Annotated in this window: 12 protein-coding genes; 4 read left to right on the plus strand and 8 right to left on the minus strand. The window is 70.4% G+C overall.

Annotated features, from left to right (window positions below):
- Positions 1 to 6: 6 nt before the first annotated feature.
- Positions 7 to 828, plus strand: a complete 822-nt coding sequence (locus tag AB0I12_RS09775; RefSeq protein ID WP_359927093.1) for an alpha/beta hydrolase — start codon at positions 7 to 9, stop codon at positions 826 to 828.
- Here the strand turns inward: AB0I12_RS09775 and AB0I12_RS09780 are convergent.
- The 6 genes from AB0I12_RS09780 to AB0I12_RS09805 form a co-directional block, all read right to left on the minus strand.
- Positions 825 to 2,456, minus strand: coding sequence for an alkaline phosphatase family protein (locus AB0I12_RS09780; RefSeq protein ID WP_359927096.1), 1,632 nt, complete (start codon positions 2,454 to 2,456; stop codon positions 825 to 827). The genes AB0I12_RS09775 and AB0I12_RS09780 overlap by 4 nt on opposite strands.
- 21 nt (positions 2,457 to 2,477) lie before the next feature.
- The gene (efeB, locus tag AB0I12_RS09785; protein WP_359927099.1) at positions 2,478 to 3,671 is read right to left on the minus strand and encodes an iron uptake transporter deferrochelatase/peroxidase subunit; all 1,194 of its coding nucleotides are present in this window, start codon (positions 3,669 to 3,671) and stop codon (positions 2,478 to 2,480) included.
- Positions 3,668 to 4,729 (minus strand): peptidase M75 family protein, encoded by a 1,062-nt coding sequence (locus tag AB0I12_RS09790; RefSeq protein ID WP_359927102.1) that lies wholly within the window; start codon positions 4,727 to 4,729, stop codon positions 3,668 to 3,670. The genes efeB and AB0I12_RS09790 overlap by 4 nt, the downstream gene beginning before the upstream one ends.
- A gap of 165 nt (positions 4,730 to 4,894) precedes the next feature.
- Positions 4,895 to 5,803 carry a ribonuclease Z gene (locus tag AB0I12_RS09795; protein ID WP_359927105.1) on the minus strand — a complete coding sequence of 303 codons (909 nt, stop codon included), beginning with the start codon at positions 5,801 to 5,803 and terminating at the stop codon, positions 4,895 to 4,897.
- A 38-nt stretch (positions 5,804 to 5,841) separates the two neighbouring features.
- Positions 5,842 to 8,850 (minus strand): glycine--tRNA ligase, encoded by a 3,009-nt coding sequence (locus AB0I12_RS09800; RefSeq protein WP_359927107.1) that lies wholly within the window; start codon positions 8,848 to 8,850, stop codon positions 5,842 to 5,844.
- A 31-nt stretch (positions 8,851 to 8,881) separates the two neighbouring features.
- The gene (locus AB0I12_RS09805; protein ID WP_359927110.1) at positions 8,882 to 9,418 is read right to left on the minus strand and encodes a helix-turn-helix domain-containing protein; all 537 of its coding nucleotides are present in this window, start codon (positions 9,416 to 9,418) and stop codon (positions 8,882 to 8,884) included.
- Positions 9,419 to 9,506: 88 nt separating this feature from the next.
- On the opposite strand from AB0I12_RS09805, the gene AB0I12_RS09810 reads away from it, so the two are divergent.
- Positions 9,507 to 10,427, plus strand: coding sequence for a TIGR03564 family F420-dependent LLM class oxidoreductase (locus AB0I12_RS09810; RefSeq protein ID WP_359927113.1), 921 nt, complete (start codon positions 9,507 to 9,509; stop codon positions 10,425 to 10,427).
- Complete coding sequence (locus tag AB0I12_RS09815; protein WP_359927116.1) at positions 10,424 to 11,713, plus strand: RNA polymerase sigma factor; 1,290 nt, start codon at positions 10,424 to 10,426, stop codon at positions 11,711 to 11,713. The genes AB0I12_RS09810 and AB0I12_RS09815 overlap by 4 nt, the downstream gene beginning before the upstream one ends.
- A gap of 10 nt (positions 11,714 to 11,723) precedes the next feature.
- Here AB0I12_RS09815 and AB0I12_RS09820 read toward each other — a convergent pair whose 3' ends face one another.
- Both AB0I12_RS09820 and AB0I12_RS09825 read right to left on the minus strand, forming a co-directional pair.
- Entirely contained in the window at positions 11,724 to 12,092 is a 369-nt protein-coding gene (locus AB0I12_RS09820) for a DUF3618 domain-containing protein (protein ID WP_359927118.1), read from the minus strand.
- Positions 12,089 to 12,544: a phage holin family protein gene (locus tag AB0I12_RS09825; RefSeq protein WP_359927121.1), complete on the minus strand. Its 456-nt coding sequence runs from the start codon at positions 12,542 to 12,544 to the stop codon at positions 12,089 to 12,091. The genes AB0I12_RS09820 and AB0I12_RS09825 overlap by 4 nt, the downstream gene beginning before the upstream one ends.
- 192 nt (positions 12,545 to 12,736) lie before the next feature.
- On the opposite strand from AB0I12_RS09825, the gene AB0I12_RS09830 reads away from it, so the two are divergent.
- Complete coding sequence (locus tag AB0I12_RS09830; protein ID WP_359927124.1) at positions 12,737 to 13,510, plus strand: alpha/beta hydrolase; 774 nt, start codon at positions 12,737 to 12,739, stop codon at positions 13,508 to 13,510.
- The last annotated feature ends 19 nt before the right edge of the window (positions 13,511 to 13,529 follow it).

Consider the following 13,529-nt stretch of genomic DNA (forward strand, 5'->3'; position numbering starts at 1 on the left):
TCAGACATGCAGGATCGGTACGTCGAGACCGTGCTGGGCCGGATCCGGGTGCGCGTCGACGGGTCGGGGCCCGCGATGCTGTTCTGGCCGAGCCTGTTGATGGACGGCACCCTGTGGTCCGCGCAGGCCGCGCATTTCGCGGACCGTTTCCGGGTGATCCTGGTCGATCCGCCCGGGCACGGCGGCAGTGCGCCGCTCACCGGGCCGTTCACGTTCGAGCAGTGCGCCGACGTGATCCTGGCGATCGTCGACGACCTCGGCGTCGACCGGATCCACCTGATCGGCAACAGCTGGGGCGGGATGATCGGCGGCACCTTCGCGGCCCGGTATCCGGACCGGCTCGGCATCGCGGTCCTGATGAACGCCACCGCCTCCCCCGCCGGACGGCGGCAACGGTTCGAGTACGGCGTGCTGGTCGGCGCGGCGCGGCTGCTCGGCGGGATCCGCGGACCGCTCACCGGGCCGGTGCGCGACGCCTTCCTCGGCCCGACCGCGAAACGCGAGAAGCCCGAGGTCGTTGCCAGGGTCAACGAGCTTGCGCGCACGGTGGACATCACGTCCGGCCGGCACGCCGTCACCAGCGTGGTCCCGCACCGGCCCGATCAGCGCGCCCTGTTCGGCAGCATCCGGACGCCGGTGCTCGTGGTCGCGGGCGCCGAGGACCCCACCTTCGGGGTCGCGGAGACCGAGGAGATGGCGGACTCGATCCCGGGCGCGCGCTTCGTCGTCCTCGAGCAGTCCGCCCACCTCGCGGCGCTCGAGTCGCCGCAAGAGGTCAACGCCCTGATCGACGACTTCCTCGCCGATCAGGGCGATGCCGAGGATTAGCTGACGACGGCTCCGGTCTTCGGGTCCAGGATCAGCTTCGCGGGGTTCGGGTGCGCCCGCCAGCTGAACATGCTGTTCAGGCTGCCGGCGCGCTCGTCGAACGAATGGTCGCCGATCCGGCCGGTCCGCCAGTTGTCCTCGATGAACTTCAGGATCGAGGTCTGGTCGGTCAGCGTGTGGTCGACGTGGTTGGTCTTCGCGTACGGCGAGACGACGAGCAACGGCAGCCGCGGACCGTACCCGCAGCGGTCGGCGTACCCGCCGGACACCGGCTTCGTCCCGCACAGCGCACTCTGGTCGAGCGCGGCGTCCTTCGAGCCGTTCACGCTCGGCGGCGTGACGTGGTCGTACCAGCCGTCGGAGTCGTCGTACGCGATGACGACCGCGGTCGACGACCAGTCCTTCGACCTCTGCAGCGCGTTGAGCTCACGGACGACGAACGCCTGCTCGTCCAGCGGGTCGGAGTAGCCGGCGTGGCCGTCCTGGTACTCCCCGGCCTTCAGGAAGCTGACCGCCGGCAGGTTGTTCGCCGCCAGCGCGGCATCGAAGTCCGACGTGTCGTACTGGTGGTTGGCCTGGTCGGTGTGCCCGATCGCGGCGACCGACGACGGCGGCAGGTGCTTCGGGTTCGCCGTCGATTTGTAGTACTCGAACGGCTGGTGGTGCGGGCTGTAGTCGGTCGACGCGTTGCCGCCGACGTTGGTGTGCTGCGCGCCGCAGACCGCCTTGCCGTTGGCGGATCCGGTCGGCTTGAAGCCGCCCTGGAACCAGCCCCACGTGACGTGCTTCTGGTTGAGCAGGTCGCCGATGTTCTGCCCGTGCATGACGGCCAGGTTGTTCGCCGACTTGCCGTTGTTGTTCGAGCAGTCGTCGTAGAACGGGTCGGGGTCGTTGGTGACGGTGCCGATCCCGTGCGCGTCCGGCGACTGGACGGCGTACGCGTCGGTCGTCGGCTGCCCCGTCTTCGGGTCGTACGCCTGCGCGCCGTGGGTCTGCCCGGAGATCAGGTTCAGCGCGCCCGGTGTGGACGGGCCGTACACGGTGCCGAACGAGTTGTCGCTCATCGAGAAGTGCTGCGCGTAGTTCCACAGCGCGGTGACGGTGTTGCCGTCGTAGTAGTCCATCACCAGACCCGGCTCGCCGAACAGGACGGGCTGGCCGGTGCACTTGCCGGTCTCGGTGTTCTCGACGAACTTGTCGTCCTTGCCGCCGTTGACGGCCTTCTGCTCCGGCCCGTAGCCGTGGTTCTGGTCGCAGGTCAGCGCCTGCGCCGGCGACAGCCGCTTCGGGTCGTAAAGGTTGGGGTTGTCGGTCAGCAACTTCCCGGACAGGCCGTTCACCGTCGGCGTGTGCCGGGCCGCCGTGAACGGCGTACCGTCGGTGTTGGCGGCCTTGGGGTAGGTGCCGAAGTAGTGGTCGAACGACACGTTCTCGCCGAAGATCACCACCAGATGCTGGATCGGGGTGGTGGGGCGGACCACCTGATGCCAGTCGGCGGGGTTCGCCACCGGGTACGTCGCGGCGGCGTTGGTCACCTGCTGGGTGGCGCCGGGGGCGCTACAGGCGGCCAGCAACAAGCCCGTCGCAGCCGCAACGGCTGTGGCGGCGACAGGGAGTCTTGCGCGCATGCCTCTCTCCTTCTGGATTACTCATCCGAGCAACGACCGCCCGAAGTGGTCGTCGCCGTCCCGAACACCGGGAAGCACAGAGAAGTAGCCGCCGCCGACCGGCCGGATGTAGTCGACGAGGGGCTCGTCGGCCAGCCTGGTCTGCACGGCCTCGAACTGCCGGGCGATGTCCTGCTGGTAGGCGCAGAACAGCAGCCCCATGTCCAGGTCACCGACCGCGTCGGTGCCCTTGTCGTAGTTGTAGCCGCGGCGCAGGAACTGGCTGGCCGCCGTCTCCGCGGTCCGCGGGTTGGCCCTGCGGATGTGGCTGGTCAGCGGGATCGCCGTACCGGTCGGGTCGGCCGCATAGTCCGGGCGATCGGTCTCGCTGCTGCCGTCCAGCGGCGCTCCGGAGTCGCGGCGGCGGCCGAACATGTTCTCCTGCTCGCCGACCGGCACCCGGTCCCAGAACTCGACCAGCATCCGGATCTGGCGCAGCACCTGGTAGCTGCCGCCCTCGGTCCACGCCGGCTCACCGGTCCCTTTGCCGACCCAGACGAGCTTGTCGTGGTCGACCGGCGCCGGCTGGACGATGCCGTCCTTGAACCCCATCAGGTTGCGCGGCGTACCGGCCGGCCGCGGCAGGCTCCGGAAGCCGTCGACCCGCCAGCGCAGCTGCATCGCGCCGCGCGTGTGCCGCGCGACGTCCCGCAGCGCGTGCAGCACGGTGTCGGTCTCCGACGCGCACAACTGCAGGCTCAGGTCCCCGTGGCAGAGGCTCTCGTCCAGGCTGTCGTCGGGGAACTCCTTCATCGGCGTCAGCTTCGCCGGCTTGCGATCCTCCAGGCCGTACCGCTCGTCGAACAGCGAGGCTCCGACGCCGACGGTGACGGTCAGGTCGTCGCCGGGCATGTCCGGACCGAGTACGCCGGAGTCGGCCGGCGGGGCGGTGATGCCGAGCGGCGCCGGTGCACTACCTGCCGTGAGCAGTCGCGCCCGGTCCGTCAGCGTCCTGAACAGGTCGGTCAGTTCATGCTTGCCTACAGCAATCACATCGAACGATGCGAAGATCGCCTGCTTCTGCTGGGCGGTCGTGACACCGGCCTGGTGGACGCCATGGAACGGCACCGCGGCCGGCGTCGCCGAGTCGGCAGACGCCGGCAGCCCGGCGACCGCTGCCGCACCGGTGCCGGCGAGCGCGCCACGGAGGAAGGACCGACGCCCGACGCCCGTCATGACGCCCTCCGGACTTCACAGATGGTGGCGACCGGTGCCAGCTTCTCCAGCAGCTCGCCGACGGCGCCGTTGAGCTGTTCCCGAGTCGTCCGGTCCAGCCGTTCGACCGGGGTGCCCTGATGCGCCGTCAGCAGCGCGCGCACTCGGTCTTCCCACTTCTGCACCTCAGGCAGATCGGCATAGCGGGGCTTCAGCACCGGGTTCAGGACGGCCAGCACGTTCGCCGTGCCGTTCAGGTTCGCCAGTGCGGTGTTCAGCGACGTACCGCTGCCCTGGTCGTTCTCGCCGGTCAGCTCGAACTGGAGCGCGTTCTCCATGATCTCGTGCGCACGCAGCCCGAGGTCGTTCGGATCCACCTGCTCGTCAGGCAGGTCCTTCTGCAAACCGTGGACATCTGCCGCCAACTGATCCGCGACAGGCTTCAGCCCGGCGGCCGAAGCCTGGTGCCACAGGCCATTCTCCAGCCGATGGAAGCCCGAGCCGGACCCGTCGGTCTTGTCCGCGAAATCTCCGAACGCATCGTAGGCCGCACCAAGGGAGTTGTACGCCAGATGCGCCGGCAGCCAGTCGGCGCGAGCAGCCGCGAGGTCACCGGCGTCCACATCCGTACGCAGCTTGTCCGTCTTCACGACCAAGTCTGCGACACCGCGAGCGACACCGGCCTGGTACTTCTTCACCAGCGGCAGCAGGTCGTTCTTCGTGACAGGTACGACGGCCGGGCCGCCCGCCGCGTCGCCGGTCAGCGTGACCGTCGGGCCGGTGATCACATCGGTGTCCTCGATCAGGCAGCGGATCGCGTACCGCCCGGCGCCGAGCTGCACCTCCATCGAGGCGCTCGTGTTCGGGCCCAGCCCTTCCACCTCGCCGTACACCTTCGAGCTGTCGACCTCGACCACATCCACCTCGGCGGCCGCGTCGCCGGTGTTGTGCACGACGAGTGTCTGCCGTCCGGCCTTCGCGCCGGTCCAGCCCTGTCCGCACTGACTGCGCGACACCGTGATCCCGGTCGAGGCGGTACTTGCGTCGGCCGAGCTCTTCCACGGTCGCCACACCGTCACCGCGAGAAGGGTGCCCAGGGCAACCACTGCGACAGCCGCCGGCACGGGACGTGGACTGCGCACGACGGAGGGCTCCTGGGGATCGGCGATTTATATTCGCCGGTAATGCTAATTCCGCAATCGCGGCCCGAAGCCCTTGTTTGCCCAGGCGTCACGCACTGTTCGTCAACGACGGGCCGGAACTGAGAGCCGGCTGAGATCGGAAGCCACTACGATCTCCCCCGCGAACTCGGCGGCGGCCTCCTCGTGGAAACGCTCGGGCTCCAGATACCGCTGGGAGAAGTGCGTCAGCACCAACTTCCGGACACCGCACTCGGCGGCGACGCGGGCGGCCTGCCGGGCGGTGAGATGCCCGAAACGCCGCGCGAGCTCGGCTTCGGACGACAGGTACGTCGACTCGATCACGAGCAGATCGGCGCCGTCGGCCAGCCGCAGCACGTTCTCGCACAGCCGCGTGTCCATGACGAACGCGAACCGTTGGCCGGGCCGCGGTTCGCTGACGTCCTCGACCCTGACCGTCCGGCCGTTCACCTCCAACGACCCGGCCCGTTGCAGCCGCCCGACGGCCGGTCCGGTGACGCCGTACGCCGCGAGCTTGTCCGGCAGCATCCGGCGGCCGTCCGGCTCGATCAACTGGTACCCGAAGGACTCGATCGGGTGCTCAAGCCGGCGCGCCCACAACTGCCCGAAGGAGCCGACGGACAACAACCCGTCCTCTTCGACCGGCTCCTCGAGCAGCTCGGCCCGCTCGTAGAACGACGCGGCGTACCGCAACCGCGTGAAGTACGTCTGCCCCGACGCGGGGTAGTGCGCCCGCACCGGATGCGGTACGTCGTCCAGCGACAGCCGCTGCACCACGCCCGGCACCCCGAGGCAGTGATCGCCGTGGAAGTGCGTCACGCACAACCGGGTGATCGCGCCGGCCGCGATCCCGGCGAAGATCATCTGCCGCTGCGTCCCCTCGCCGGGATCGAACAGGAAGCCCTCGTCGTCCCAGCGCAGGAAGTACCCGTTCTGCGTCCGTTCGCGGGACGGCACCTGGCTGCCGGTCCCGAGCACGACGAACTCACGCAAGCGCAGCTACCAAGGTCGAGGACGACATGGTGCCGTCATCAGTCCGTGGGGTTCAGGCTGGTACCCAGCGCCTGCCAGTCCAGCACCGGAGCCGCCAGCTTGCTGATGGTTGCCAGCAACCCCAGCCGGGCCGCCCGGAGCTCCGGGTCCTCGGCCATCACCAGGATCTCGTCGAAGAACGCGTTCACCGGCTCGACCAGCACCGTCGCGGACGCGACGAAGTCGGCCAGCGCGGTCGGCGCGGCGCCGATCTTCTGGACCGCCTCGTGCAGCACGACCTCGGCCGGCTCGGTGAGCTTGCCGGCGTCGTACTCCGCCGCGGTGCCTTCCGGCACGATCCGGCGGACCCGCTGGAGCACCGCGACCAGGTCGGCGAACTCGCTGTTGCCGACCAGGCCGTGCAGCGTCTCCAGGGTCTCGTCGGCGACCACCGGAGCAGTTGCCAACGGCAACACCGCGGCCACCTGCAGGTGGTCGTCGCCGCGGTCGAGCAGCTGCTGCTCGTACCGCCGGACGGTGAAGTCGGCCACCTCGTCGAGAGAGTCGGCCGGTACGTCGATGCCTTGCGCGCCGATCTCGTCCGCCGCCGCCTGCAGGCCGACCGGCAGCGTGATCGCCCGCAGCTCGGGGTGCTCGCGCAGGATCGCGACCACACCGGCCGCGGCGCGCCGGAGCGCGAACGGGTCGGAGCTTCCGGTCGGTTTCGCGCCGATCCCGAACAGGCCGGCCAGCAGGTCGAACCGGTCGGCGAGCGCGAGCAGCGCGCCCGGCGTCGTGGACGGCACCGGGTCGCCGGCCGACCGCGGCAGCTCCATGTCGAACAGGGCCTGCGCGACCGCCTCGGTCTCACCGGCGCGCCGGGCGTACTCGCGGGCCATCGTGCCGGCCAGGCTGGTCAGCTCGACCACCATCTGCGAGCCCAGGTCGAACTTGGCCAGCTCGGCCGCCCGCTGCAGCGTGGTCAGGTCGTCGCCGCCCAGCTCCACGACCTCGGCGAGCTTCGTGGCCACCCGCGCGATCCGGCCGGCGCGGTCGGCCATCGAGCCGAGCCGCTCCTCGAAGGCGAGCTTGTCCAGCTCGTTCTTCATCGCGTCCAGCGGCGTGTCCAGGTCGGCCCGCCAGAAGAACGCGGCGTCCTCGTAGCGCGCCCGCAGGACCGCCTCGTTGCCGGCCCGCACCACGTCCTCGTCCACCGAACCGTTGGCCACGGCAACGAAGTGCGGCAGCAGCTTGCCGTCGGCGTCCCGGACCGGGAGGTAGCGCTGGTGCTTGCGCATCACGGTCGTGAGGATCTCGCTCGGCAGATCCAGGTAGTCGGCCGCGAAGCCGCCGAGGATCGGCGTCGGCTCCTCGATCAGGTTGACGATCTGGTCGACCAGCGCGGCCTCGCCCTCGACGTCGACGGTGCCGCCGACGGTCTTCGACAGCTCGGTCGCCGCGGCCACCACCGTCGAGCGGCGCCGTGCCGGATCGGCCTCGATGCCGTGGATCCGGAGCAGGTCCAGGTACCCCTCGGCGGAGGCGATCTCGACCTTCGGCTGCGCCGCGGTCCGGTGCACCCGGGTCGTCCGGCCGGCCGCCAGGCTGGAGACGGAGACCGGCACGATCTCGTCGCCGAGCAACGCGACCAGCCAGCGGATCGGCCGGGTGAACGACAGCTTGGCGTCGTTCCACCGCATGTTCTTGTCGGAGCGCAGCCCGGCGACGATCTCGCTCAGGACGCCGCTCAGCACCTCGGCCGCACCGCGGCCCGGGTCCGGCTTGGTGACCGCGACGTACTCGACGCCGTCGGCGTCCAGGTCGTGCAGCTCGCTCTCATCGACCTTCTGACCGCGGGCGAACCCGGCGGCGGCCTTCGTGATGTTGCCGTCGGCGTCGTACGCGGCCGACTTCCGCGGACCGCGCACCACCCGCTCGGCGTCCGGCTCGCCGGCCTGCACCTCGGCGACGAACGCCACCACCCGGCGCGGCGTCGCGTACGTCGTGATCTTCCCGTGGCCGAGCCGCGTCGCGGCCAGCTTCTCCTCCAGCGCAGCCTGGACCGCCGCGGCGGTCTTGGTGACCTCCGACGGCGGCATCTCCTCGGTGCCGATCTCGAACGTCAGCTGCCGGGTCCCGCTGATCTTCGGGAACTCGGTCGGCTCCGGCGCGGCCGGCGGGAGCTCGGCGAGACCCAGCGGGTGCTTCAGCTCCTCGCGGCGCTCCGCCCACAGCCGGGACACCTCGCGGGCCAGCGTGCGCATCCGGCCGAAGGCCTTCGCGCGCTCCGTCGTACTGACCGCGCCGCGGGCGTCGAGGACGTTGAACGTGTGCGAGCAGCGCAGCACCTGGATGTGCGCGGGCACCGGGAGCCGGTCGTCGATCATCCGGCGCGCCTCAGCGGCGTACTCCTCGAACAAACGCTTCTGTGACTCCACGTCCGCGTCGTCGAGGTAGTAGCGGCTCATCTCGTACTCCGCCTGGCCGAAGGCCTCGCCGTACGAGATGCCGGGCGCGTAGGCGATGTCCTTGAAGTGCGAGACGCCCTGCAGCGCCATCATGATCCGCTCGATGCCGTAGGTGATCTCCACCGACACCGGGTCCACCGTCATCCCGCCGGCCTGCTGGAAGTAGGTGAACTGGGTGATCTCCAGGCCGTCCAGCCAGACCTCCCAGCCGAGACCCCAGGAGCCGGTCGCCGGGTTCGCCCAGTTGTCCTCGACGAACCGGACGTCGTGCGCGTCGATGTCGATACCGAGCGCGGTCAGGCTGTCCAGGAACAGCTCCTGCGGGTTGCCCGGGTCCGGCTTGAGCACCACCTGGAACTGGGTGTGCGTCTGCAGCCGGTTCGGGTTCTCGCCGTACCGGCTGTCGTCCGGCCGGACACTCGGCTCGACGTACGCCACCCGCCACGGCTCGGGACCGAGCACCCGCAGGATCGTCGCCGGGTTCAGCGTCCCGGCACCGACCTCGGTGTTGAACGGCTGCACGACCATGCAGCCCCGGTCGGTCCAGTACTTCGTCAGCGCGAGCAGCGCGTCCTGCATGGTGAGCACAGCAAACCTCATGCCATCGGTCGGGGGTTTCCGGTCACGAAGTCTATTCGCTGCCTGCCGGTGCTATCCCCCGGATCGCCAGGGTGAGCAACCGGTCGCCCTGCGCGGTGTCCTCGGCGCTGGCCAGCGAGATGCCGTTGACCAGTTTCAGCAGGTCCTCGATCCGGACCTCCGACGGTACGACGGCGGCGTGCTGAGCGCGCTCGAGCAGCTTCCGGCCGGCGTCGAGCAGGCGGGTGTGCGCGTCCGAACCGCAGTCCCCGCTGAGGATCAGCGCCGTCGCCAGACCTCGGCTGCTGGTCGCGTGCGCCACCATCAGCCGCAGCCAGACCGTCAACGCCCGCAGGGGATCCGGCTCGGCGAGCAGCTCGGCGGCCCGTTCGCAGACCGCGTCGATCCTGCTGCGGAACACCGCCTCCAGCAGCGCGCTCCGGCCGCCGAAGTGCCGGTGCAGGGTCGCCGATCCGACGCCGGCGCGCCGGGCGATCTCCTCCAGCGACGCGTCCGCACCCTGCTCCGCGACCACCTCCGCCGCGACCGCGACCATCCGCTCCCGGTTCCGCTGCGCATCGGCTCGCATCGAGGTGTCCTTGCCTAAATGGGGTGGTCCCCCATATCGTACCGAAGCGTAAACGGGGTGACACCCCACTTAATCGGAAGGACTTTGCATGCGCATCGGTATGGCGTTCGGCGACGTGCGGGGACCGAGCCCGCTGCCCGGGATCGCCCAGCAGATTCAGGAAGCGGCCGCGGCTGGCGTCCCCGCCGCCTGGCTGTCCGACGGCGTCGGCTGGGACGCCCTGACGGCCCTTGCGGCCGTCGGCCCGAGGCTTGCGGCCGGCGGGATCGAGTTGGGCACCGGGGTGGTCCCGTTCGCGCAGCGGCATCCGCTGATCCTCGCCCGACAGGCCCTGACCACCCAGGCCGCGGTCGGCGGCCGGCTCACGCTCGGGATCGGCGCCGGGATCTCGCGGATGGTCGGCTCGATGTACGGCCTGCCCACCGATCGTCCGGCGCGACGGTTGCGTGAGTACCTCGAAGTGCTCCGCCCGCTCCTGCGCGGCGAACCCGTCGATCACCGCGGCGAGTACTACACCGCGTCCAGCGCCCTGGCTCTTCCCGCGGACAGCGGCAGCACGGTCGCCGCGCCGTCCGTGCTGGTTGCGGCGCTCGGGCCCGCGATGCTCGCGGTCGCCGGCGAACTCGCCGACGGCACGATCACCTGGATGACCGGACCCCGGACGCTCACCAACCACGTCGTACCGTCGATCACCCGAGCGTCCGGCGGCCGGGCACCACGGGTCGTGGCGGGGTTTGCTGTGTGTCTCACGTCCGCCGAGGACGCCGTACGGGAGCGGTTCGCCGAGCAGTTCGCACTGGCCGGGCAGGTACCGGAGTACCGCGCGATGCTCGACCGCGAAGGCGTCGCCGGACCGGCCGACGTACTGCTCGCCGGCGACGAACGGTCGCTCACGAACCAACTCGCCCGGCTCGCCGGCACCGGCGCCACCGACCTGATGCTGGCGCCGGTCGGCACAGCCGCCGAGCAGGACCTGACGACCGCGTTCCTGGCTACTATCGGCGGGTGACGGTTACTGACGCGGGCGGGGCGGTCGACGCGGTCTGGCGGATCGAGTCGGCGCGGATCATCGCGGGCGTCGCGCGGATCGTGCGGGACGTCGGGCTCGCGGAGGAGCTGGCGCAGGACGCCCTGGTGGCCGCGCTGGAGCAGTGGCCGGAGTCCGGCGTACCGAACAACCCGGGCGCCTGGCTGATGGCGATCGCCAAGCGGCGGGCGATCGACCTGATCCGGCGCAAGGAGACCTACCAGCGCAAGCTCGCCGAGATGGGCCACGAGCTGGAGATCGACGGCGGACAATACAGCGTCGAGGACAGCGTGGAACGCAGGGTGGAGGCCATCCTCGAGGACCATATCGAGGACGACCTGCTCCGGCTGGTGTTCACCGCCTGCCACCCGGTGCTCACCATGGACGCACGGGTGACGCTGACGCTCAAACTGCTCGGCGGCCTGAAGACCGACGAGATCGCCCGGGCGTTCCTCTCCCCGGAGGCGACGATCGCGCAGCGCATCGTCCGCGCCAAGCGCAACCTGGCCAAGGCCGAGGTCCAGTTCGAGGTGCCGTCCGGACCGGACCTGCTGGACCGGCTCCAGTCCGTGCTCGAGGTCGTCTACCTGATCTACAACGAGGGCTACTCGGCGACCGCCGGCGACGACTGGATGCGGCCGGCGTTGTGCAACGAGGCGATGCGGCTCGGCCGGCTGCTCGTCGAGCTGATGCCGACCGAGCCCGAGGTCCTCGGCCTGCTGGCGCTGATGGAACTGCAGTCGTCGCGGGCCAACGCGCGCGTCGGCGCCGACGGCGAGCCGGTGCTGCTGCTCGACCAGGACCGCCGCCGCTGGGACCGGCTGCTGATCCGCCGGGGCCTCGAAGGAATCGACCGCGCCTGGGCCCTGGAGAAGCCGCCCGGCCCGTACCTGCTGCAGGCCGCGATCGCCGCCTGCCACGCCCGCGCGGCCGACCCCGAGGACACCGACTGGGCCCGCATCGCCGGCCTGTACGCCGTCCTCGCCCAGGTCACCCCGTCACCGGTCGTGGAGCTGAATCAGGCGGTCGCGATCTCGATGGCGTTCGGCCCGGAACAAGGCCTGCGGGCGGTCGACCTGCTCGCGGACGACCCGTCCCTGAAGGACTATCACCTACTGCCGAGCGTCCGCGGGGACCTGCTGTTCAAGCTCGGCCGGCTCGACGAGGCACGGGTCGAGTTCGAGAAGGCCGCCGCCCTGACCCGCAACGAACGCGAGCGGAAGCTCCTGCTCGAGCGGGCGGCGGCCTGCTTGCCGGCCGGCCAATAGCCGGGCGGCCCTATTTGGTTCGTCTTGCCATCCAGGCCCCGACGCCGACGCACAGCGCCACCGCTCCGCCGACGGCCGCCGAGGCCCTCGGGTGGCGCCGGCCGAGCGCGGGCAACTCCATCAGCGCGCCAGGTACGTGTCTCATCCGCTCACCTGTCTGACCGGCGACCGCAGCCGCCCGGTGCCCGGCCCGACCGGCCGCGTCGGCCGCCCGGTGCCCGGCGTTTCCGGCGGACTCCTTGACCCGATGCGGCACGTTCAGCCGACGGCTCAGTTCCTGCACGGTGTCGGCGAGGCTCGCTCGAGTCTGCTCGAGGTCGACCCGGAGCGTCTCGGCTTCGGACATCGGCTCCCGATGCGTGGCGTTCTTCGTGGTCATGGCATCGCCTTTCCCTGCGGCTGGTGGCCCTTGAGTGCTTCCATGTCGTCGTGCATGCCGCCGACGGCACGCTGCGGAACGGGCGGAGTGGCACGAGAGATGTGGCGTTTGCCGAGCAGGGCCGCGACGGCCGCGATCACGAAGAGCGCACCGGCCACAATCAGGGCCGACAACCACGCGGGGACCGCGGTGGCGAGTCCGAGGACTGCCGCTGCGATCAGGACCCCGAGACCGTACAGCGCGACCGTGCCCGCCCCGCCGAACAGCCCGGCGCCGACGCCGGCCTCCTTGCCCTTGACCTTCAGTTCGGCTTTGGCCAGTTCCAGTTCGTCGCGGACGAGCCGGCTGAGGTCGGTGGTCAGGTGACTCACCAACGCACCGACCGGCTCACTCTGGCCGTTCACCTTGGTCACTCCGGCCTCGCGCCGGACGACATCCGGGCGCGTCGTCATGGTTCCTCCCATCCTCGGCTGACCGCCCGGTACCCATCCGCACGGAGGCCACGCAGTGTGTCGGCTCGACCGGACCCTGTGAATCGTCAAGGCTTGCTGTGATCTGGATCACAGAGTGTCGAGCCGCCGGCCCAACGTTCGACGCACCAGACGAGGCCGGCCAAGTGGCCTCTCGAGACTGGAGGAAACATCATGGAGAAGGTCACTTCCGCGGACGGCACCGCCATTGCGTATGACCGGCTGGGTGACGGACCCGCGGTTGTTCTGGTGTGCGGCGGGTCGGTCGACCGGATGTCGAACGCACCGCTGGCGGCGTTGCTGGCGCAGGACCACACCGTCTACAACTACGACCGGCGCGGCCGCGGCGACTCCGGCGACGGCGCGCAGTACCAGATCGAGCGCGAGTTCGAGGACCTGGACGCGATCTTCGCCGCCGCCGGTGGCACAGCCCACCTGTACGGCACGTCGTCGGGGGCCGCCCTCGCCCTGCTCGCCGCGGCGGCCGGGCGCCCGGTGACCAAGCTCGCGCTGTGGGAGCCGCCGTACATCCTCGAAGGCACCCGGAAGATGCCGCCGGCCGATACCGCATCGATCTACCGCGCGTTCGTCGCCGAGGGCCGCCGGGACAAGGCAGCCGAGTACTTCATGGCCGAGGTGGTCGGACTGCCGGCCGAGTTCGTCGCAATGGCGAAGGAGTCGCCGTGGTGGCCGGCCCAGGAGGCGATCGCGCACACCCTCGCGTACGACGCGACCGTGATGGGCGACTACTCGATCCCGGCCGCGGCGTCGGCGGTGCAGGTGCCGACCCGGGTGTTCACCGGCGGCGCGTCGGAGGACTGGATGAAGCTCGGCAACGAAGCAGTCGTGGCTGCGATCCCCGGCGCCACCCACCGCGTGGTCCCCGACCAGCAGCACAATGTCGACCCCACCGCCCTGGCGCCGTTCCTCACGGAGTTCTTCGGATGAACGAGCCGAGTGAAGTCCT

It is taken from the genome of Kribbella sp. NPDC050459 (genome assembly GCF_040655315.1).
Taxonomy (GTDB): domain Bacteria; phylum Actinomycetota; class Actinomycetes; order Propionibacteriales; family Kribbellaceae; genus Kribbella.

What these genes read in the sequence shown, in the direction of transcription:
- efeB (WP_359927099.1), bottom strand. Translation starts at nt 3,671, where the DNA reads ATGACGGGCGTCGGGCGTCGGTCCTTCCTCCGTGGCGCGCTCGCCGGC.
- AB0I12_RS09780 (WP_359927096.1), bottom strand. Translation starts at nt 2,456, where the DNA reads ATGCGCGCAAGACTCCCTGTCGCCGCCACAGCCGTTGCGGCTGCGACG.
- AB0I12_RS09775 (WP_359927093.1), top strand. Translation starts at nt 7, where the DNA reads ATGCAGGATCGGTACGTCGAGACCGTGCTGGGCCGGATCCGGGTGCGC.
- AB0I12_RS09830 (WP_359927124.1), top strand. Translation starts at nt 12,737, where the DNA reads ATGGAGAAGGTCACTTCCGCGGACGGCACCGCCATTGCGTATGACCGG.
- AB0I12_RS09820 (WP_359927118.1), bottom strand. Translation starts at nt 12,092, where the DNA reads ATGACCACGAAGAACGCCACGCATCGGGAGCCGATGTCCGAAGCCGAG.
- AB0I12_RS09805 (WP_359927110.1), bottom strand. Translation starts at nt 9,418, where the DNA reads ATGCGAGCCGATGCGCAGCGGAACCGGGAGCGGATGGTCGCGGTCGCG.
- AB0I12_RS09810 (WP_359927113.1), top strand. Translation starts at nt 9,507, where the DNA reads ATGCGCATCGGTATGGCGTTCGGCGACGTGCGGGGACCGAGCCCGCTG.
- AB0I12_RS09825 (WP_359927121.1), bottom strand. Translation starts at nt 12,544, where the DNA reads ATGACGACGCGCCCGGATGTCGTCCGGCGCGAGGCCGGAGTGACCAAG.
- AB0I12_RS09800 (WP_359927107.1), bottom strand. Translation starts at nt 8,850, where the DNA reads ATGAGGTTTGCTGTGCTCACCATGCAGGACGCGCTGCTCGCGCTGACG.